Annotated in this window: 20 protein-coding genes and 1 tRNA gene; all 21 read left to right on the plus strand. The window is 64.0% G+C overall.

All coding sequences use genetic code 11. The features are described 5' to 3' along the window. The first annotated feature begins 11 nt into the window (after positions 1-11). Positions 12-992, plus strand: coding sequence for an NAD(P)H-quinone oxidoreductase (locus THIX_RS09910; RefSeq protein ID WP_112488291.1), 981 nt, complete (start codon positions 12-14; stop codon positions 990-992). A gap of 32 nt (positions 993-1,024) precedes the next feature. Continuing rightward, positions 1,025-1,774, plus strand: a complete 750-nt coding sequence (tpiA, locus tag THIX_RS09915) for a triose-phosphate isomerase (protein WP_112486116.1) — start codon at positions 1,025-1,027, stop codon at positions 1,772-1,774. 30 nt (positions 1,775-1,804) lie between these two features. Further along, positions 1,805-2,248 carry a preprotein translocase subunit SecG gene (secG, locus tag THIX_RS09920; RefSeq protein WP_112486117.1) on the plus strand — a complete coding sequence of 148 codons (444 nt, stop codon included), beginning with the start codon at positions 1,805-1,807 and terminating at the stop codon, positions 2,246-2,248. 182 nt (positions 2,249-2,430) lie between these two features. Next, positions 2,431-2,515 (plus strand) — tRNA-Leu (locus THIX_RS09925). A gap of 145 nt (positions 2,516-2,660) precedes the next feature. Continuing rightward, a complete protein-coding gene (locus tag THIX_RS09930) occupies positions 2,661-3,020 on the plus strand; it encodes an NADH-quinone oxidoreductase subunit A (RefSeq protein ID WP_112486118.1) in 360 nt (119 codons plus the stop codon). 27 nt (positions 3,021-3,047) lie between these two features. Then, positions 3,048-3,524 (plus strand): NADH-quinone oxidoreductase subunit B family protein, encoded by a 477-nt coding sequence (locus tag THIX_RS09935; RefSeq protein WP_031404004.1) that lies wholly within the window; start codon positions 3,048-3,050, stop codon positions 3,522-3,524. 47 nt (positions 3,525-3,571) lie between these two features. After that, entirely contained in the window at positions 3,572-4,204 is a 633-nt protein-coding gene (locus tag THIX_RS09940; protein ID WP_112486119.1) for an NADH-quinone oxidoreductase subunit C, read from the plus strand. A 16-nt stretch (positions 4,205-4,220) separates the two neighbouring features. Then, complete coding sequence (locus THIX_RS09945; RefSeq protein ID WP_112486120.1) at positions 4,221-5,474, plus strand: NADH-quinone oxidoreductase subunit D; 1,254 nt, start codon at positions 4,221-4,223, stop codon at positions 5,472-5,474. A gap of 4 nt (positions 5,475-5,478) precedes the next feature. Continuing rightward, entirely contained in the window at positions 5,479-5,979 is a 501-nt protein-coding gene (nuoE, locus tag THIX_RS09950) for an NADH-quinone oxidoreductase subunit NuoE (protein ID WP_112486121.1), read from the plus strand. Then, complete coding sequence (gene nuoF / locus THIX_RS09955; protein ID WP_112486122.1) at positions 5,976-7,310, plus strand: NADH-quinone oxidoreductase subunit NuoF; 1,335 nt, start codon at positions 5,976-5,978, stop codon at positions 7,308-7,310. Before nuoE ends, nuoF begins: the two co-directional genes overlap by 4 nt. Before the next feature lie 46 nt (positions 7,311-7,356). Beyond that, the gene (gene nuoG, locus THIX_RS09960; RefSeq protein WP_112486123.1) at positions 7,357-9,735 is read left to right on the plus strand and encodes an NADH-quinone oxidoreductase subunit NuoG; all 2,379 of its coding nucleotides are present in this window, start codon (positions 7,357-7,359) and stop codon (positions 9,733-9,735) included. A 3-nt stretch (positions 9,736-9,738) separates the two neighbouring features. Then, positions 9,739-10,800, plus strand: coding sequence for an NADH-quinone oxidoreductase subunit NuoH (gene nuoH / locus THIX_RS09965; protein WP_112486124.1), 1,062 nt, complete (start codon positions 9,739-9,741; stop codon positions 10,798-10,800). A 14-nt stretch (positions 10,801-10,814) separates the two neighbouring features. Further along, the gene (gene nuoI, locus THIX_RS09970) at positions 10,815-11,303 is read left to right on the plus strand and encodes an NADH-quinone oxidoreductase subunit NuoI (protein WP_112486125.1); all 489 of its coding nucleotides are present in this window, start codon (positions 10,815-10,817) and stop codon (positions 11,301-11,303) included. Between the two features lie 148 nt (positions 11,304-11,451). Further along, positions 11,452-12,087: an NADH-quinone oxidoreductase subunit J gene (locus THIX_RS09975; protein ID WP_112488292.1), complete on the plus strand. Its 636-nt coding sequence runs from the start codon at positions 11,452-11,454 to the stop codon at positions 12,085-12,087. Between the two features lie 3 nt (positions 12,088-12,090). Continuing rightward, positions 12,091-12,405 (plus strand): NADH-quinone oxidoreductase subunit NuoK, encoded by a 315-nt coding sequence (gene nuoK / locus THIX_RS09980; protein ID WP_112486126.1) that lies wholly within the window; start codon positions 12,091-12,093, stop codon positions 12,403-12,405. Positions 12,406-12,409: 4 nt separating this feature from the next. Further along, on the plus strand, positions 12,410-14,437 hold the full coding sequence (gene nuoL, locus THIX_RS09985) for an NADH-quinone oxidoreductase subunit L (protein WP_112486127.1): 2,028 nt from the start codon (positions 12,410-12,412) through the stop codon (positions 14,435-14,437). Positions 14,438-14,471: 34 nt separating this feature from the next. Beyond that, on the plus strand, positions 14,472-15,956 hold the full coding sequence (locus tag THIX_RS09990; protein ID WP_112486128.1) for an NADH-quinone oxidoreductase subunit M: 1,485 nt from the start codon (positions 14,472-14,474) through the stop codon (positions 15,954-15,956). Between the two features lie 12 nt (positions 15,957-15,968). Further along, positions 15,969-17,429 (plus strand): NADH-quinone oxidoreductase subunit NuoN, encoded by a 1,461-nt coding sequence (gene nuoN / locus THIX_RS09995; protein ID WP_112486129.1) that lies wholly within the window; start codon positions 15,969-15,971, stop codon positions 17,427-17,429. Positions 17,430-17,459: 30 nt separating this feature from the next. Continuing rightward, entirely contained in the window at positions 17,460-17,762 is a 303-nt protein-coding gene (locus tag THIX_RS10000; protein ID WP_112486130.1) for a DUF2818 family protein, read from the plus strand. Between the two features lie 24 nt (positions 17,763-17,786). Then, complete coding sequence (locus tag THIX_RS10005) at positions 17,787-18,380, plus strand: NUDIX domain-containing protein (RefSeq protein WP_112486131.1); 594 nt, start codon at positions 17,787-17,789, stop codon at positions 18,378-18,380. A gap of 137 nt (positions 18,381-18,517) precedes the next feature. Continuing rightward, complete coding sequence (locus THIX_RS10010; RefSeq protein ID WP_112486132.1) at positions 18,518-21,196, plus strand: DNA internalization-related competence protein ComEC/Rec2; 2,679 nt, start codon at positions 18,518-18,520, stop codon at positions 21,194-21,196. The last annotated feature ends 67 nt before the right edge of the window (positions 21,197-21,263 follow it).

The following is a 21,263-nucleotide window of genomic DNA, read 5'->3' on the forward strand; positions in this document are numbered from 1 at the left end:
CCATGACGTCCATGCTCGTTGCCGAGATCAGTCAACCCGGCCCACCGGAGGTTCTTCGCTGGGTGGATCGCGATCGGCCTGAACCTGGGCCTGGGGAAGTGCTGCTGCGGGTTCGCGCCTTCGGCATCAACCGGCCCGACGTGCTGCAACGCAAGGGCTTGTACCCGCCGCCGCCGGGCGCCTCCGACATTCCCGGGCTGGAAGTTTGCGGCGAAGTGCTCCGCGGCGATCTGCAGGGGTCCACCCTGCGCATCGGCCAGCGGGTTTGCGCCTTACTCACGGGCGGCGGCTATGCCGAGTATTGCGTTGCCCCCGTGGGCCAGTGCCTTCCCGTGCCGGAAATCTTGAGCGATGCCGAGGCCGCCACGCTACCCGAGACTTTTTTCACGGTCTGGCACAACGTGTTCGAACGCGGCGCACTCAAGGCCGGCGAATTGCTGCTGGTGCAGGGTGGCACCAGCGGCATTGGCACCACGGCAATTCAACTGGCGCATGCGCTCGGCGCCACCGTCTGGGCGACTGCCGGGTCGGACGTGAAATGTCAGGCTTGCCTGGATCTCGGCGCGGAGCGCGCCATCAACTACCGCACGCAGGACTTTGCCGAGCAGGTGCGTGAGCACACCAGGGGGCGAGGCGTCGATGTTCTGCTCGACATGGTGGCCGGCGACTACGTGGCGCGCGAACTCGGCTGCATGGCGGAAGATGGCCGCCTGGTCATCATCGCGGTGCAAGGCGGTACTGCGGCCGGCTTCGATGCCTCGCTGCTGATGCGCCGCCGCCTGACCATCACGGGCTCCACCTTGCGGGCCCGCAGCGTGGCCTTCAAGTCTGGCGTGGCGCTGGCCTTGCGTGACAAGGTCTGGCCGCTGATTGAGGCCGGCCGGGTCCGGCCCCATGTGCATGCGGTGCTGCCAGCCGCGCAGGTGGCCCAGGCGCACGCCCTGATGGAAGGTGGTCAGCACATCGGCAAGATCGTGCTGACCTGGCCCTGATTCCGGAAAATTCCAAGAGGAGACAACACAAGATGCGTCGCAAGATGGTTGCAGGCAACTGGAAAATGCACGGCTCGCTGGCCGCCAACAAGGCCCTGCTGGACGCTTTGGTTGCCGCGCCCGCGCCGGCTTGCGATGTGGTCGTGTGCGTCCCCAGCCCTTACCTGGCGCAGGCGCAGGGTCTGCTGGCCAGAACGCCCATCAACCTGGGTGCGCAAGACTGTTCCGCGCATGAACAAGGCCCATACACCGGCGAAGTGTCGGTGGGCATGCTGCGCGATTTCGCCTGCGGCCATGTCATCGTCGGGCATTCCGAGCGCCGGGCCTACCACGCCGAGACTGACAGCACGGTGGCCATCAAGGCCCAGCGCGCACTCGATGCAAGCATGACACCCATTGTGTGCGTTGGCGAAACCCTGGAGCAGCGTGAGCGTGGAGAAACCGAGGCCATCGTCGGGGCACAACTCGACGCGGTGTTGCAACTGCTGGGCCAACGCATCCACCAGATCGTCCTGGCCTATGAACCGGTCTGGGCCATCGGCACCGGACGCACCGCAAGCCCGGCGCAAGCGCAGGAGGTTCATGCTTTCATACGCCAGCGCGCCGTTCGCCATCATGCGGGTGCCGCTGCCACCCGCCTGCTTTACGGTGGCAGTGTCAAGCCCGACAACGCCGTCGAACTCTTTGCCCAGCCGGATATCGACGGCGGGCTGATCGGCGGGGCTTCGCTCAAGGCTGCCGATTTCCTCGCCATTGTTGACGCAGCCAGGTTTTCCGCCTGAAGCCGCAACCCGACCTCATCCGATTTCATCATGCATATCGCCCTGACCCTCATCCTCGTCATTCAAATCCTGTCCGCGCTCACCATGGTCGGCCTGATCCTCATGCAGCACGGCAAAGGCGCCGACATGGGGGCATCGTTCGGTTCCGGCTCATCCGGCAGCCTGTTCGGCGCCACCGGCTCCGCCAATTTTCTCAGTCGCAGTACGGCGGTTGCCGCCACACTTTTTTTTATCTGCACCCTGGCACTGGCCTATTTCGGCAATCAGCCAGGTGAGGGTGGTGGCTTGATGAGCAAGCTTGCAGGCGCCGGGAAACCTGTGGCGGCACAGGCAGCCAGCGCTGCAGCCAAGCCAGCGGCATCGGCGGTGCCCGCTGGCATCGCGCAGATTCCAGGCGCAGGTCCTGGAGCCCAGGCTGCTTCTGCGGCCAAGCCTGCGGCAGTGCCCGCTCCGAAGACAAGCGCTGCAAAGTAAGCTTGGATGTTGCATCGCACAACATCATTTCCTGCGACTTGTCAATGTGCTCCGCTCTTGAAACTTGTCGTTGCGCAAACAGGCATGGTTATGCGTTGCTTGGAAGCTCGCGGGGTGGCTAAAATGCACGGGTTTAGTTGCATCCATCAAGGTTTGCAACGCAGCGAATTGAATGAGGCTTTGCCGACGTGGTGAAATTGGTAGACACGCTATCTTGAGGGGGTAGTGGCGAAAGCTGTGCGAGTTCGAGTCTCGCCGTCGGCACCAAAATGTTGCAGTACATCAAACAATAAACAGCAGTTCTCACATACGCTCTAGCGGCTGTGGCGGGCTGCGGGTCGGCCTGCCTCAAGCAGCGTGTTGGCTGGCAAAGTTCCGGTTTGCATCGACGAAATCACAAGGAGGAGGCCTGATGTTTCTTGAGCAATATCTGCCTGTTTTGCTCTTCATTCTGGTCGGCACCGGCGTCGGTATCGCGCCATTGGCTTTGGGTCGTCTTCTCGGCCCCAGCCGTCCCGACAGCGCCAAGAATGCACCCTATGAATGCGGCTTCGAGGCCTTCGAGGACGCACGCATGAAATTCGATGTGCGCTATTACCTCGTCGCCATCCTGTTCATCCTGTTCGACCTGGAAATCGCCTTCCTTTTTCCCTGGGCCGTGGTGCTCAAGCAGGTTGGGGCAACGGGGTTCTGGGCCATGATGATCTTCCTGTCCATTCTTGTGGTGGGCTTTATCTACGAATGGAAAAAGGGGGCGCTGGACTGGGAGTAATCTCGGTTCGCACCTTGAGGAACAAGCATGAGCATCGAAGGCGTTCTGAACGAGGGCTTCATCACCACATCGGCCGACAAGCTGATCAACTGGACCCGCACCGGTTCACTCTGGCCTATGACTTTCGGCCTGGCCTGCTGCGCGGTCGAAATGATGCATGCTGGCGCTGCGCGCTATGACCTCGACCGCTTCGGCATCGTCTTCCGGCCAAGTCCGCGCCAGTCCGACTTGATGATCGTCGCCGGAACGCTGTGCAACAAAATGGCGCCGGCGCTGCGCAAGGTTTACGACCAGATGGCCGAGCCGCGCTGGGTGCTGTCCATGGGCTCCTGTGCCAACGGCGGTGGTTATTACCACTACTCCTATTCCGTGGTGCGCGGCTGCGACCGCATCGTGCCGGTGGATGTGTACGTCCCGGGCTGCCCGCCCACGGCCGAGGCGCTGCTCTACGGCCTCATCCAGCTGCAGAACAAGATTCGTCGCACCAACACCATCGCGCGTTGAGCCCGTCCTGCCAAGCCCTGAATCCAGCGTCATTCCCGCACACTCCGATGCCCAGCAAACTCGAACAACTCCAGCACGATCTGCAGCAACAATTGGGCGAGCGCATCGCATCCATGGCCTGGGCCGTGGACGCAATCACCATCGACGTTCCGCCGGCTTCCTACCTCGACGCCTGCTCCATCCTGCGCGACCAAGCGTCGCTGCGCTTCGAGCAGCTCATCGACCTCTGTGTCGTGGACTATCACGGCTACGCCAACGGACCCTGGCAGGGCAAGCGCTACGCCGTCGTGCTGCATCTGCTTTCGGTCAGCCTCAACCAGCGTGTCAGGGTTCGCATGTGGGCCGAAGACGATGACATGCCGGTGGTGCCTTCGGTCGATCCCGTCTGGAACAGCGCCAACTGGTACGAGCGCGAAGCCTTCGACCTCTACGGTGTGGTGTTCGAGGGCCACAACGATCTGCGGCGCTTGCTGACCGACTACGGTTTCATCGGCCACCCCTTCCGCAAGGACTTCCCCATCAGCGGCACGGTCGAGATGCGCTACGACCCCGAACGCCGGCGTGTCATCTATCAGCCCGTGACGATCGAACCGCGTGAGATCGTGCCGCGCATCGTGCGCGAAGCCGGCTATGGCGGGCTCAAGCCCGCCGGCGCCAAGCCCGCCAGCCCCACGGCCTGAACCACCCAGCACAACCATGGCCGAGATCAAGAACTACACCCTCAACTTCGGGCCGCAGCACCCGGCAGCGCACGGCGTGCTGCGCCTGGTGCTGGAACTCGACGGCGAAGTCATCCAGCGTGCCGATCCGCACATCGGCCTGCTGCACCGCGCCACCGAAAAGCTGGCCGAGACCCGCACCTACATGCAGGCGCTGCCGTACATGGACCGGCTGGACTATGTCTCCATGATGTGCAACGAGCACGCCTATGTGCTGGCCATCGAGAAGCTGCTGGGTGTCGATGTGCCTTTGCGCGCGCAATACATCCGCGTCATGTTCGCCGAGATCACGCGCCTGTTGAACCACCTGCTGTGGCTGGGCGCGCATGGCCTGGACTGCGGCGCCATGACCATCTTCCTCTACGCCTTCCGCGAGCGCGAAGACCTGTTCGACATGTACGAGGCCGCCTCGGGTGCGCGCATGCATGCCGCCTACTTCCGTCCGGGCGGCGTGTATCGCGACCTGCCCGACGCCATGCCACAGTACCGCGAGTCCAGCGTGCATGGTCCGCGCGATACCAAGGCGCTCAACAGCAACCGCCGGGGTTCGCTGCTGGACTTCATCGACGACTTCACCCAGCGTTTTCCGAAGTATGTCGACGAGTACGAAACCCTGCTGACCGACAACCGCATCTGGAAACAGCGCACCGTGGGCATCGGTGTGGTGCCGCCCGAACGCGCCTTGCAGCTCGGCTTCACCGGCCCCATGCTGCGCGGCTCGGGCATCGTCTGGGACTTGCGCAAGAACCAGCCCTACGACGTCTACGACCGCATGGAGTTTGACGTTCCGGTCGGCAAGGAAGGCGACTGCTACGACCGCTATCTGGTGCGCATGGAGGAAATGCGTCAGTCCAACCGCATCGTCCAGCAATGCGTGGCCTGGCTGCGCGCCAACCCCGGCCCGGTCATCACCAGCAACCACAAGGTCGCGCCGCCATCGCGGGTCGAGATGAAGACCAGCATGGAAGAGCTGATCCACCACTTCAAGCTGTTCTCCGAAGGCTTCCACGTGCCCGAGGGGCAGTCGTACGCGGCGGTGGAGCATCCCAAGGGCGAGTTCGGCATCTACATCGTGTCCGACGGCGCCAACAAGCCTTTCCGCCTGAAAATCCGCGCCCCGGGTTTCCCGCATCTGGCGGCGATGGACGAAATGTCGCGCGGCCACATGATTGCGGATGCCGTGGCCATCATCGGCACGATGGACATTGTGTTCGGCGAAATCGATCGGTAATCCCATGCTGTCAGAAACCACCCGCCAGCGCATTGACCGCGAACTGGCCAAGTATCCCGCCGATCAGCGGCAGTCCGCGGTGATTGCCGCGCTGACCATCGTGCAACTGGAGCGCGGCTGGATCTCGTCCGAGTCCGAGCGCGAAGTGGCCGACTACATCGGCATGCCGCCCATCGCCGTGCACGAGGTCGTCACCTTCTACAACATGTTCAACACCCGGCCCGTCGGGCGTTTCAAGCTCAACGTTTGCACCAATCTGCCCTGCCAACTTGGCGGCGGTACGCAGGCGGTGCAATACCTCAGCCAGAAGCTGGGCATCGCCCTGGGCGAGACCACGGCCGACGGCATGTTCACGCTGCAGGAAAGCGAATGCCTGGGCGCCTGTGGTGACGCACCCGTGGCGCTGGTGAACGACCGTCGCATGTGCAGCTTTCTTGGCAACGCGCAGATCGACCTGATGATCGACGACTTGCGTCGCCAAGCGGCCAAGGGAGATGCAGCATGAATGCCTATGCATCCACGGGCCAGGAGAGCTGTTTCCACGGCCGGCATCTCGACCCGCAAATCCTGCAGGGGCTGGACGGCAGGAACTGGCACCTGAACGATTACGTGGCTCGCGACGGCTACCAGGCCCTGCGCAAGATTCTCGGCGCTGACGGCGGCCCGGGCATGCCGCCCGATCAGGTGATCGCCGAGGTCAAGCTCTCGGCCTTGCGGGGGCGGGGCGGCGCCGGCTTCCCCACCGGGCTGAAGTGGAGTTTCATGCCGCGTCAGTTTCCGGGCCAGAAGTATCTGGTGTGCAACTCCGACGAAGGCGAGCCAGGCACGTTCAAGGATCGCGACATCCTGCGCTTCAACCCGCATATCGTGATCGAGGGCATGATCATCGCCGCCTACGCCATGGGCATCAGCGTGGGCTACAACTACATCCACGGCGAAATCTTCGAGGACTACGACCGCTTCGAAGAGGCGCTGGAGGAGGCGCGCGCCGCCGGTTATCTCGGCGACAACATCCTTGGCAGCGCCTACAGCTTTCAGCTGCATGCCTCGCATGGTTTCGGCGCCTACATCTGCGGCGAAGAAACCGCGCTGCTCGAATCGCTGGAAGGCAAGAAGGGCCAGCCGCGTTTCAAGCCACCGTTCCCCGCCAGTTTCGGCCTGTACGGCAAGCCCACCACCATCAACAACACCGAGACCTTTGCCGCGGTGCCCTGGATCATCCGCAACGGCGGCCAGGCCTATCTGGAGTGCGGCAAGCCCAACAACGGCGGCACCAAGATCTATTCGGTCTCGGGCGACGTGGCGCTGCCGGGCAACTACGAGGTGCCGATGGGCACACCGTTCTCCAAGCTGCTGGCGCTGGCTGGCGGCATGCGCGAGGGCAGGGCGCTCAAGGCCGTGATTCCCGGCGGCTCGTCAGCCCCGGTGCTGCCGGCGAACATCGTCATGGACTGCACGATGGACTATGACTCCATCGCCAAGGCCGGCTCCATGCTGGGGTCGGGAGCGGTCATCGTGCTCAACGACACCCGCTGCATGGTCAAGTCCTTGATGCGCTTGTCCTACTTCTACCAGCACGAGTCCTGCGGCCAGTGCACACCCTGCCGCGAAGGCACCGGCTGGCTGTACCGCATGGTCCACCGCATCGAGCACGGACAGGGCCGGCCGGAAGATCTGGACGCGCTCAACTCGGTGTCCGACAACATCGCCGGGCGCACCATTTGCGCGCTGGGTGATGCGGCGGCCATGCCGGTCAAATCCTTCATCAAGCATTTCCGCGCCGAATTCGAGCATCACATCGAACACAAAACCTGCATCGTGCCTGCGTATGTCTGAACATCGCACAGCTCCTTGCATCGCCTGCACACGAGGTTGACACGACATGGTTGAACTGGAAATCGACGGACGCAAGGTCGAGGTGCCCGAAGGCTCCATGGTGATGGACGCCACGCACAAACTCGACATCTACGTTCCGCACTTCTGCTACCACCCCAAGCTGTCCATCGCGGCCAATTGCCGCATGTGCCTGGTCGAGGTGGAAAAGGCTCCCAAGCCGCTGCCGGCCTGTGCCACGCCCGTGGCCCAAGGCATGATCGTGCGGACCCACTCGGAGAAGGCCATCCAGGCGCAGAAGGGCGTCATGGAACTGCTGCTCATCAACCATCCTCTCGATTGCCCGATTTGCGACCAGGGTGGCGAATGCCAGTTGCAAGATCTGGCCGTGGGCTACGGCGCCTCGTCCTCGCGCTACAACGAAGAAAAGCGCGTGGTGTTCCACAAGAACGCCGGCCCTCTCGTGGCCATGGAGGAGATGACCCGCTGCATTCACTGCACACGCTGTGTGCGCTTCGGCCAGGAGGTGGCCGGCATCATGGAACTCGGCATGGCCAACCGTGGCGAGCATTCCGAAATCACCACCTTTCTCGAAGGCTCGATCGACTCCGAGCTCTCGGGCAACATGATCGACATCTGCCCGGTGGGGGCGCTCACCAGCAAACCCTTCCGTTTCGCCGCTCGCACCTGGGAACTCACGCGTCGCGCCTCCGTCAGTCCGCACGACAGCCTGGGCAGCAATCTGGTGATGCAGGTGAAGAACAACCGCGTCATGCGCGTGGTGCCGCAAGAGAACGAAGCCATCAACGAGTGCTGGATTTCCGACCGCGATCGCTTCAGCTACGAAGGGCTCAACAGTCCCGAGCGCCTGACTCAGCCCATGATCCGCAACGGCGAACAATGGCGCGAGACGGACTGGCCCACGGCGCTCGGCTATGTGGCGCAGGGCCTCAAGCGCGTGATCGAAGTCGATGGTCCGCAGGCTCTGGGTGGTCTGGCCACGCCCGAAAGCACGCTGGAAGAGCTGTTTCTGCTGAGCAAGCTGGTGCGCGCGCTCGGCAGCGAGAACATCGACTTCCGCCTGCGCCAATCGGATTTCTCCGGTGATACAGCTCACGCGCATGGTTCCGCCATTCCCTGGCTGGGTCTGCCGATTGCCGATGTCCGGCATCTGCAATCGGCCCTGATCGTCGGCTCCTTCCTGCGCAAGGACCATCCCTTGCTCGCCGCCAAGCTGCGCCGCGCCACCCGCTCGGGCGCCAAGCTCAGTCTGCTGCACGCGGCTGACGACGACACCCTCATGCCGCTGCATGCGCGCATGGTTCTGCCGCCCAGCCAGTGGCTGCACGGCCTGGCCGAAGTGGCTGCGGCCGTGGCTGCGGAACAAGGCATCGAACCCCCGGCCGCGCTCGCGGGACTGCAAGCCGGAGAAACCGCCAAGCGCGCGGCCCTCAGCTTGCTTGCCGGTCAGCGCAAGGCCGTGCTGCTGGGCAATGCCGCCGCGCAGCATCCACAGGCGGTGCAACTCGAGGCCCTGGGGCGCTGGATTGCCGCGCGCACCGGCGCGAGCTTCGGCTACACCGTCGAGGCGGGCAACACGGTTGGCGCACATCTGGTCGGAGCGAAGCCCCAGCAGGGCGGCTTGAACGCCGCGCAAATGCTGCGCACGCCGCCCGCGGCCATGCTCTTGTTGAATGTCGAACCCGAACTCGATATGCAGGACGCGGCGCAGGCCATCGCGGCCATGCGCCAGTCCGCCTTTGTGGTGGCTATGAGCGCCTACCGTCATGGCGCGGCCGACTACGCCCAGGTGCTGTTGCCCATTGCTCCGTTCAGCGAAACGGCGGGTAGCCTGGTGAACTGCGAGGGCGTTTTGCAAACCTTCAATCCGGTGGTGGGTAGCGCCGGGCAGTCGCGTCCCGCCTGGAAAGTCTTGCGCGTGCTGGCCGATCAACTCGGCTTGGCGGGATTCGAGTACGACACCGTCGAGGCCGTGCGCGAGGCGGCGTTGCATGGCATCGACATCTTGTCCGCGCTGGAACACCAGCCCGACATGCCACTGCCCGCCAAGCTCGACATCGCGTCGCCCGCCGCACTGGGCCAGGCCGCCCAGTCGACCGATGCTTTCGAGCGCCTGGCCGAAGTTCCCATCTACAGCAGCGACGCCATCGTGCGCCGTTCGACCTCGCTGCAACAAACGCGCGATGCGCGCCTGGCCGGGCAAATCGCACTGCCGTCCGATGCCTGGGAGCGTTTGGGGCTGCAAGCCGGCGATCGCGTGACCGTCAAACAGGGTGCGAACAGCGCCGAGTTGCCGGCGCGGCGCGATGCCGGTCTCGCCCCTGGCGTGGCGCGCATCCCCACGGCCCATCGCGCGACCGCGGGCCTCGGCCCCATGTTCGGTGCGGTTTCCGTGCACAAGGTCTGACCCATGCTCGACGCCTTCAATTCCGGTGGTTTGAACCTGCTCGGCCCAGTCGCCTGGCCGGTCGTCTGGAACATCATCAAGATCGTCGCCATCGTCTTGCCGCTGTTCATCGCCGTCGCCTACCTCACGCTGTGGGAGCGCAAGCTCATCGGCTGGATTCAGGTGCGCATCGGCCCCAACCGCGTCGGTCCCTTCGGCCTGCTGCAACCCATTGCCGACGGCCTGAAGTTCCTCTTCAAGGAAATCATCGTCCCGACACAGGCCAGCCAGTTCCTGTTCATCCTCGGGCCCATCATGACCATCATGCCGGCGCTCGCCGCCTGGTCGGTCATACCCTTCGGGCCCGATGTGGCGCTGGCCAATGTGAACGCCGGCCTGCTGCTGCTGCTGGCCATCACCTCGCTGGAGGTCTACGGCATCATCATCGCGGGCTGGGCGTCCAACTCGAAGTACGCTTTCCTGGGGGCGATGCGCGCCTCGGCGCAGATGGTGAGCTACGAAATCGCCATGGGCTTTTGTCTGGTGGTGGTGCTCATGGTTTCCGGCAGCCTGAATCTGACCGAAATCGTCATGGGCCAGATGAAAGGCCAGTTCGCCAGCATGGGGCTCAACTTCTTGTCATGGAACTGGCTGCCGCTGCTGCCTATCTTCGTGGTGTATCTCATCTCCGGCATCGCCGAGACCAACCGCCATCCCTTCGACGTCGTGGAGGGCGAATCGGAAATCGTCGCCGGCCATATGGTGGAATATTCCGGCATGTCGTTCGCGCTGTTCTTCCTGGCCGAATATGCCAACATGATCCTGGTGTCCTTCCTCGCCGTGATCATGTTCCTGGGCGGCTGGGATGCGCCGGTGTCCTTCCTCAGCTTCATTCCGGGCTGGATCTGGCTCGGCATCAAGGCCTTCCTGGTGGTCTCCATCTTCCTCTGGGTGCGCGCCACATTTCCGCGCTACCGCTATGACCAGATCATGCGTCTGGGTTGGAAAATCTTCATCCCCGTCACCCTCGTCTGGCTGGTGCTGATCGGCGCCTGGATGCAGACCCCCTGGTCGATCTGGAACTGAACCGGAATCCAAACATGGCTGCAGTTCGCGACACCTTCAACAGTTTTTTCCTGGTCGAACTCTTCAAGGGGCTGGCCCTGACCGGCAAGCACGCGTTCCGCCGCAAGATCACGGTGCAGTACCCGGAAGAAAAGACACCCATGTCGCCGCGTTTTCGTGGGCTGCACGCGCTGCGTCGTTACCCCAACGGCGAGGAGCGCTGCATTGCCTGCAAGCTGTGCGAGGCGGTGTGCCCGGCGCTGGCGATCACCATCGAGAGCGAGCAACGCGAGGACGGCACCCGCCGCACCACGCGCTACGACATCGACCTGACCAAATGCATTTTCTGCGGCTTCTGCGAAGAAAGCTGCCCGGTCGATTCCATTGTCGAAACCCATATCTTCGAGTACCACGGCGAGCAACGCGGCGATCTTTATTTCACCAAGGACATGCTGCTGGCCGTGGGCGACCGCTACGAACACGAAATCGCGCCCAACAAGGAGGCCGACGCCAAATACCGCTGAAGGCCCCGCCGGCTGTGAACACCTTGCGTGTTCCCTGACCGGTTTTTCGTTGCTCCACCAAGCGCCGCTCCAGGATCTGGAGCCAGCCCTGCAGCCCCAAGCCGGCAGGACGGTGGCACAACTTGCCGATGCCGCTGACGTCCACACCATGACCACCCAAACCGCGCTGTTCTATATCTTTTCCGCCGTGCTGCTGTTCGCCGCCTTCCGCGTGATTACCGCGCGCAACCCGGTGCACTCGGCGCTGTACCTCGTCCTGGCGTTTTTCCAGGCGGCCACCATCTGGATGCTGCTGCGGGCCGAGTTCCTGGCCATCGTGCTGGTGCTGGTGTATGTCGGCGCCGTCATGGTTCTATTCCTCTTCGTGGTCATGATGCTCGACATCAATATCGACCGCATGCGGCAGGGCTTTTGGCGCTACTTCCCGGTTGCCGCCCTGGTGGGTGTGTTCATCGTGCTGGAAATGGCCGCGGTGCTGATGCAGGCCTTTCAGATCGGCGGGCAGACGGCTGCGGCGCAGGTCGGCGGCCAGCCATCCACGCCGGTGGCGCATGCGCTGGCGCAGTTGCCCAACACCAATGCCCTGGGCCTGGTGCTGTACACGCATTACCTTTATCCGCTGGAAATCGCCGCGGTCATTCTGCTGGTGGCCATCATCGCCGCCATTTCCCTGACCTTGCGGCGGCGCAAGGACACCAAGACGATGCGGGTGTCCGAGCAGCTCAAGGTGCGGCGCCAAGACCGCGTGCGCCTGGTGCAGATGAAAGCCGAGGGCAAGGAGTAAGCCATGTTGGGATCGCTCAGTCTCGCGCATTACCTGGTGCTCGGCGCCATCCTGTTTGCCATCTCGGTGGTGGGCATTTTTCTCAACCGGCGCAACCTCATCGTGATCTTGATGGCCATCGAGCTGATGCTGCTGGCGGTGAACCTCAACTTCATCGCCTTCTCGCATTACCTGCAGAGCATGGACGGTCAGGTCTTCGTGTTCTTCATCCTCACCGTGGCCGCGGCCGAGTCGGCCATCGGCCTGGCCATCCTGGTGGTGCTGTTCCGCAACCTGTCCACGATCAACGTGGACGAACTCGACCACCTCAAGGGCTAAAGGCATGGCTGAGACGATCAATCCCAACATCCTGCTGGTCATCGCGCTGGCGCCGCTGGTCAGCGCCATCATCGCCGGCCTGTTCGGCAAGGCCATCGGCCGCGTCGGCAGCCACAGTGTCACCACCGCCAGCGTCGCCCTCTCCTTCGCCTTGTCGGTCTGGGTGCTGATTCAGGTCGTGGGCGGGGCGCATTACAACGCCACGGTCTACACCTGGATGCAGGTCGGCGGCCTGAAGATGGACGTCGGCTTCCTGATCGACAGCCTCTCGGCGCTGATGATGGTGGTGGTCACCTTCGTCTCGATGTGCGTGCACATCTACACCATCGGCTACATGGCCGACGATCCCGGCTACCAGCGATTCTTCTCCTACATCAGCCTGTTCACCTTCAGCATGCTGATGCTGGTGATGAGCAACAACATGCTCCAGCTCTTCTTCGGCTGGGAGGCGGTGGGCCTGGTGTCGTATCTGCTGATCGGCTTCTGGTACACCAAGCCCACGGCCGTGTTCGCCAATATGAAGGCCTTCATCGTCAACCGCGTCGGCGACTTCGGCTTCATCCTCGGCATCGGCCTCGCCCTGGCCTACACCGGCAGCCTGAATTACACCGCCATCTTCGCCAAGGCCCCCGAACTGACCGCCTTGCATCTGCCCGGCACCGACTGGATGCTGATGAGCGTGATCTGCATCAGTCTGTTCATCGGCGCCATGGGCAAGAGCGCACAGTTTCCGCTGCATGTCTGGCTGCCCGACTCGATGGAGGGCCCGACGCCCATCTCCGCGCTGATCCACGCCGCCACCATGGTGACGGCGGGCATCTTCATGGTGGCGCGCATGTCGCCGCTGTTCGAACTGTCGAACACCGCGCTGTCCTTCATCATGATCATCGGCAGCATCACCGCCTTGTTCATGGGCTTTCTCGGTGTCATCCAGAACGACATCAAGCGTGTCATCGCCTATTCCACACTGTCCCAACTCGGCTACATGACGGTGGCGCTGGGCGCCTCGGCCTATTCCGTCGCCATCTTCCACCTCATGACCCATGCCTTCTTCAAGGCGCTGCTCTTCCTCGCCGCGGGTTCGGTCATCATCGGCATGCACCATGACCAGGACATCCGCCATATGGGCGGCCTGCGCAAATACATGCCCATCACCTGGATCACCTTCCTGATCGGAACCTTGGCGTTGATTGGCACGCCGTTCTTCTCCGGCTTCTATTCCAAGGACAGCATCATCGACGCGGTAGGCGCCAGCAACCTTGCGGGCTCCGGTTTCGCCACGTTCGCTGTCACCGCCAGCGTCTTCGTCACCGCGCTGTACAGCTTCCGGCTCTACTTCCTGGTCTTCCACGGCAAGGAGCGCTTCCGCGATTTGCCGGCACACGACGACCACGCCGATGACGGCCACGACCATCACCATGGCCCGCTGGAGCCGCACGAGTCCCCCTGGGTGGTGACCTTGCCCCTCATCCTGCTGGCCATTCCATCGGCCGTGATCGGCTACTTCACGATCCAGCCGCTGCTGTTCGGCGGGTTTTTCAACGGCGCCATCAGCGTCAATGCAGCAGCGCACCCGGCCATGACCGATCTGACCGAGCATTTCCACGGCCCCCTGCAGATGGCCTTGCATGCCTTCACCGCGTTGCCGCTGTGGCTGGCTGCAGCCGGCGTCGCGGTGGCTTATTACGGCTATATGGTGAACCTGGCTTTCCCCGCGGCCGTGGAGCGCATGTTCAAGCCGGTCTACGTCCTGCTGGACCACAAGTACTACATGGACTGGATCAACGAGAACATCATCGCCGCAGGCACGCGCCTGCTTGGCAAGGGTTTGTGGAAGGGTGCGGACGCAGGCCTGATCGACGGCCTGCTGGTCAACGGCACGGCGCGCGTGGTCGGCATCGCCGCTGGCCTGATCCGCCAATTGCAAACCGGCTATATCTATTACTACGCCCTGGCCATGATCGGCGGCGTGGTGGTGTTCATGTGGCTGTACGTTCCGGGCAAGCTGCTGTCCGGTTGGTTCATCCGATAAATCCAACAAGGCCTGCGGCTAACGTTCCAAACCTATGCAATCGCTCCCCTTGCTGAGCCTGTCCATCTGGACACCCATCGCCTTCGGTATCCTCATCCTGCTGCTCGGACGCGACACCAACGCCCTAGCCATGCGCTGGCTGGCGCTGGTCGGCGCCCTGGTCAGCCTGCTCGTCACCATCCCGCTGATCACCGGTTTCGACACCGCCTCTGCCAGCATGCAGTTTGTCGAGCGCGCGCCCTGGATCGAGCCGTTCAACATCCACTATCACCTCGGCATCGACGGCATCTCGCTGTGGTTCATCCCGCTCACCGCCTTCATCACCCTCATCACGGTGATCGCCGGCTGGCAGATCATCACCGAGCGCGTCGGCCTGTACATGGCGTCTTTCCTCATCCTCTCAGGGCTGATGGTCGGGGTGTTCTGCGCGCTCGACGGCATTCTGTTCTATGTGTTCTTTGAAGCAACGCTGATTCCGATGTACCTCATCATCGGCATCTGGGGGGGCCCGCGCCGGGTGTATGCGGCGTTCAAGTTTTTCCTCTACACGCTGCTCGGATCGCTGCTCATGCTGGTGGCGCTCATCTACCTCTACTTCCAGTCCGGCGGCAGTTTCAACATCCTCGACTGGTACACGGTGCCGCTGTCGAGTACGGCACAAATCCTGCTGTTCATCGCCTTCTTCTTCGCCTTCGCCGTGAAGATTCCCATGTGGCCGCTGCACACCTGGCTGCCCGATGCCCACGTCGAAGCGCCCACCGGCGGCTCCATCGTGCTGGCGGCCATCATGCTCAAGCTCGGCGCCTATGGTTTTGTGCGCTTCGTGCTGCCCATCGTGCCCGACGCCAGCCATGAACTCGCACCGGTCATCATCGCCCTGTCCATCATCGCCGTCATCTACATCGGCCTCGTCGCCATGGTGCAGACCGACATGAAGAAGCTGGTGGCCTACTCCTCCATCGCGCACATGGGTTTCGTCACCCTGGGTTTTTTCCTCTTCTCCGACCTCGGCGTGCAGGGCGGCCTGGTGCAGATGATTTCCCATGGTTTCGTCTCCGGCGCCATGTTCATGAGCATCGGCGTGCTGTACGACCGCATGCACACCCGCAATATCGTTGACTATGGCGGCGTCACCAGCAAGATGCCGCATTTCGCCGCCTTCGCCGTGCTGTTCGCCATGGCCAATGCCGGCTTGCCGGGCACCAGCGGCTTCGTCGGCGAGTGGATGGTCATTCTCGCCGCGGTGAAGAGCAATTTCTGGCTCGGCCTGCTGGCCGCGTCCACTCTGGTCCTGGCCGCCGGCTACACCCTGTGGATGGTCAAACGCGTGTTCTTCGGCCCGGTGGCCAACGACCATGTGGCCGCCTTGAAAGACATTGGCGCCCGCGAGTTCCTCATCCTCGGCCTGCTCGCCGCCGCCGTGCTGTGGTTCGGTCTGTATCCCAAATTCTTCACCGACCCGATGCAAGCCAGTGTCACCCAACTCCTGCAGCATGTGGCTGCCTCCAAACTGCAGTAAGGCGCTACACCCATGAACTGGATTGCGATCTATCCCGAGATCTTTCTGCTGGTCATGGCCTGCGTGATCATGCTGGCCGACCTGTTTTTCAAGGACGCGGATCACCGCCTGGCCTACGGCCTGACGCTGTTCACCTTGCTGGCTCTGGCGGTGACGAGCGGCGCCTACTACGCCTCCGGCCTCGACCTGTTCGCCATGCAGCGCATGGTCATCGTCGACCCCATGGCCATGCTGCTCAAGCTGTTCACCACCGTGGCCACAGGCATGAGCCTGATCTACGCCCGGCGCTACGCCCTCGACCGCGGCATGTGGGGCGGCGAACTGTTCAGCCTCTCGCTGTTCGCGCTGCTCGGCCAGTTCATCATGATCTCCGGCAACAACCTGCTGGTCATCTACCTCGGCCTCGAACTGCTGTCCTTGTCGCTGTATGCCCTGGTGGCCTTGCGGCGCGACTCGGCCCTGGCCACCGAGGCGGCGATGAAGTATTTCGTGCTTGGCGCGCTGGCCTCCGGCTTCCTGCTCTATGGCATGAGCATGATCTATGGCGCCACCGGCTCGCTCGACCTGGCCGTGGTCTTCAAGACCATTGCGCTGGAGCCGCTCAGCCGCGCCGCGCTGGTCATGGGCGTCGTCTTCATCGTCTCCGGTCTGGCCTTCAAGCTCGGCGCCGCGCCGTTCCACATGTGGATACCCGATGTCTACCAGGGAGCCCCCACCGCGGTGGTCCTGCTGGTGGGGGGCGCGCCCAAGCTTGCGGCTTTCGCCATGACCATCCGGCTGCTGGTGGAGGGTTTGTTCCCGCTGGCGATGGACTGGCAGCAAATGCTGGTGGTGTTGGCGGTGCTGTCCATCGTCGTCGGGAACTTCGCCGCCATTGCGCAGACCAACCTCAAGCGCATGCTGGCCTACTCCACCATCGCGCAAATCGGTTTCATGCTGCTGGGCCTGCTCTCGGGCATGATCAACGGCAACGGCATTTCCGCCTCGGTCGCCTACAGCGCGGCCATGTTCTACCTCGTCATCTATGTCCTCACCACGCTCGGCACCTTCGGTGTCATCATGTTCATGGCTCACCAGGGCTTCGAAGCCGAAGACATCCGCGACTTCGCCGGCCTCGGCAAATCCAATCCCTGGCTTGCCGGCATCATGACCTTCCTCATGTTCTCACTCGCCGGTCTGCCGCCCTTCGCCGGGTTCTACGCCAAGTTCGAAGTGCTCTCCGTGCTGCTCGCCACCGGCCGTGTCTGGTTGGTGGTGCTGGCCGTGGTGCTTTCGGTGGTCGGTGCCTACTACTACCTGCGCATGGTCAAGACCATGTATTTCGACCAACCCACACGCGAGCACCGCGTTCAGGCGTCGCCCGTGGCCTGGGTCCTCATGTCCCTGAACGGCCTGGCCGTGCTGGGGCTCGGCATCCTGCCCGGTGGCCTGATGACCCTGTGTTATCAAGCCATCGCCAACACCCTGCATTGAGCCGGGCATCCTTTCGGAATTCTCATCATCATGCAATCCTCCGCCGTCTGGCTGGTCCTGGTGCTCGCCCTCATCGGCGCCAACCTGCCGTTTTTCTCCAATCGCTTTTTTCTCGTATTCCCGCTGAAGAAGCCGAAAGGCTGGTTCGTGCGCTTGGCTGAAGTCATCGTGATGTATTTCATCGTTGGCGGTGTCTCGCTGGCGCTGGAATCGCGGTTGGGCCAGATCTACCCGCAGAAATGGGAGTTCTACGCCGTCTCGGCCTCCATGTTCCTGGTGCTGGCCTTTCCCGGCTATGTGCTGCGCTACCTCTCGCGTCGCATCGAAGACTGAATCCGCGAGCCTCGCAAGCCCGCCATGAGCCAAGCCGAGCATCCCGACCTGCAGGAAACCCCGGTCGCGACCGAGCCGGTGTTCGATGGCCATTTTCTCCACGTCCAGCGCGACACCGTCAGACTTCCCGACGGTGCGCTCGCCACACGCGAGTACATCAAGCACTCGGGCGCGGTGATGGTCATACCGCTGCTGGACAACGGCAGTGTGCTGATGGAGCGGCAATGGCGCACGCCCATGCGCCGGGTGATGATCGAATTTCCCGCTGGCAAGCTCGATGCCGGCGAAAGCTGGCAAGCCTGCGCCCGGCGCGAGCTGCGCGAGGAAACAGGCTACAGCGCCGCTGAGTGGGCCTACATCGGCATCATCAACAACGCCATTTCCTATTCCGACGAAGCCATCCACCTGGCTTTTGCGCGCGGCCTCACCCCCGGCCGCCAACAACTCGACGCGCATGAATTCCTCGACGTGTTCGAAGCCTCGGCCGCCGACGTGCTGGGCTGGGTCCGCGAAGGCAGCATCACCGACGTGAAGACCGTGATCGGCGCCTTCTGGCTGGACAAGCTCTTGTCCGGCGCCTGGGAACTGCCTTGGCAGCGTCTCGACGGTCAGATCTGAACCCGAGCCGAGTCGATCCGACCGTCGGGTAAGACGCGGCGCATGGCGCTGCGTCCATCCTTGCCGCCCCGACCTGGGCTCGCGTCCCCAGGTGAAACAAAATGCAACAATGAGCGGACGTTCACGTTTCGCTCCCCATGCCCATCCTTGCCTTCGGTCTTCTGTTCGGCTGCTGGCTGCAAATGCAGCAGCCCCGGCTCTGGCCTGAAGACTTCTATGGCGCTTTGGCAGGCGCCGCCATCCTGGCGTTATCTGGCTTGCTGGCGGCGCGGCTTCGCAACAACGGGCAGATGGCTCAGCCGGCTCACATGGACCCACTGAGCGCCGTTTCCGAATCGCGCCAGAACAATGTCTGGCGCTGGTTTCAAACGGTCCTGATGTTCGCCTCGGCCGCAGCCCTGGGTTATGGCACCACAGGCTGGCGCGCCACCGGGGTACTGGCCGACCGCCTGGCGCAGCCCTTGTGGGGCCAGGTGGTCTTGGTCGAGGGCGTGGTGCAAAGCTTGCCGGTGCGCCGTGCCAATGGCACCCGTTTTGTCTTCAGACCGCTGCATGCGGCCGCCGGCATGCCCTCGCGCGTCATGGTCTCCTGGCATGCGCCACGCCAGCGGCCTGGTCCTGCCGACGCCCCGGCGCAAACCAGCCCGGGGAGCGGCCAAGGGGCGGACCAGGCTCCCCAGGTCCATCCCGGCGAAGTCTGGCGCCTGCCGCTGCGCTTGAAGCCGGTGCATGGCGCGGCCAACCCGGCGGGCTTCGATGCCGAGCTGTGGTTGTTCGAGCAGGGCATAGGCGCCACGGCCACGGTCAGCCAGGCGCGGCGTTTCGAGCCCCCCAAGGCACTCGGCCATTTGCACGACGGCGCCGACCTCGCCTTGCAATCGCTGCGCGACCGCTTGCGCGCACGCATCGATGCGGCGCTCGCGGGCAATCCGCAGGCAGGCACCATCGCCGCCCTGGCGCTGGGGGACCAGGCGGCCATTGCGTCGCGCGAATGGACCATCTACCGCATCACCGGGGTCGCCCATCTCATGAGCATTTCGGGCCTGCACATCACCATGCTGGCATGGCTGGCGGCATGGCTGGCCGGCTTCGTCTGGCGCCGCACGGCCCATCTGCGCCACCCGGGGCCGCTGTGGCTGCCCACGCCCACGGTGGCCGGGGTGTTCGGCCTGCTGGCGGCCACCGCCTACTGCCTGCTGGCGGGTTTCGGTGTGCCGGCCCAACGTACCTTGCTGATGCTGGCGGTCGGGCTGTCGCTGCGCATGTCCGGCCTGCGCATCAGCTGGCGGCAGACCCTGTCCTGGGCGCTGCTTGCCGTGTTGTTGTGGGACCCTTGGGCGCTGATGCAGGCCGGTTTCTGGCTGTCGTTCTGCGCCGTGGGCATCTTGTTCCTGGCCGACCCGGCCAAGCCGCGCCTGGAGGCTGCGGGCCCGTCGGAGCCCGCCATGCCGGCCCCAGCGATGGCCGCCCCCGTGCCGTCGCGCCTGCGCACGCTGGCGCATGGGGCTTGGTCGCGACTGCGCGCCGCGGGCCGTTCGCAATGGGCCGTGACCCTGGCGCTGGCGCCGCTCACCCTGCTGTTCTTCCAGCAGATCGCCATCCTGTCGCCGCTGGCCAATGCCGTCGCCATTCCTGTGGTCACGCTTTGGGTGGCGCCGCTTGCCGTGTTGGGCTTGCTCCTGCCTGCTCCCCTGGATGCCTGGGTGTGGCAGGCGGCAGCCTGGGTGCAAGCCGGCTTGGCCCGCGTGCTGGCCGAGTTGGCGAGCTGGCCGCAGGCGCAGTGGCATGCGGCTGCGCCGGAATGGCCGGCGCTGGTGCTTGCCGCCCTCGGCGTGCTGGCCTTGGTGCTGCCCTGGCCCTGGCGCCTGCGTGCGCCAGGGCTTGCGCTCATCATCCCCTTGCTGCTGAACCCGGGACAACGCCCGGCCGAGGGCCATGTCGAAGCCTGGATCGCCGATGTCGGGCAGGGCATGGGCATCATCGTGCGCACCGCGCGCCACACCCTGCTGTTCGACACCGGGCCGACGCTCGGCCTGCAGAGCGATGCGGGCGAGCGCGTGCTGTTGCCGCTGCTGCACACGCTGGGCGAGCGGCGGCTCGACCGCGTCGTGCTCAGCCATGCCGACAGCGACCACATCGGCGGCGCGGCGTCGATCGCACGCGCCTATCCCGGTACGGCCGCCGTCAGCTCGGTCGCGGCCGAGCGCGTGCTGGCCATGGGTTACGCCAGTGCCCAGCCCTGCGTCGCCGGCATGCGCTGGGCTTGGGACGGCGTCGACTTCCAACTGCTGCATCCGGCCGCCGCCGACCCCGCGCCAGCGCAGCGCACCAACGCGCATTCGTGCGTGCTGCGCGTGGCCAGCAGGCATGGCAGCCTGCTGCTCACGGGCGACATCGAACGCGCACAGGAGCGAGCCCTGGCCGCCGGGCCGGCAGCGGACGCGCTCGGCGTCGACTTGCTGCTGGCAGCGCATCACGGCAGCAAAACCTCGTCCAGCGCCGAATTTCTGCAGGCCGTGGCGCCGCGCCTGGTTGCCGTGCAAGCGGGGTTCATGAACAGCTACGGCCATCCGCATGCGGACGTGCTGCAACGCTACGCCGACCTCGGCCTGCCGGTGCAACGCACCGATCGAGCCGGCGCCTTGGTGTGGCGCGACGAGCGTCCGGCCGAGCTTGAATCGTGGCGCGCAAAGTGGCCGCACTACTGGCAGCTGCCATGGCCGCAAGCATCCGCGCCGCAACGGCTCAGCGACACGGCCCCGCCCGCCCAGGCCATGGCAGCCGGTCTTGGCGCGGGAGGGCAGGCGACCGACTGATGACAGCCCCTGCTCGCAGCCCGGGTTTCATCGTTGGCTGCGCGTATCGCTTCGGCTTGGAATAATG

This window comes from Thiomonas sp. X19 (assembly GCF_900089495.1).
Classification (GTDB): domain Bacteria; phylum Pseudomonadota; class Gammaproteobacteria; order Burkholderiales; family Burkholderiaceae_C; genus Thiomonas_A.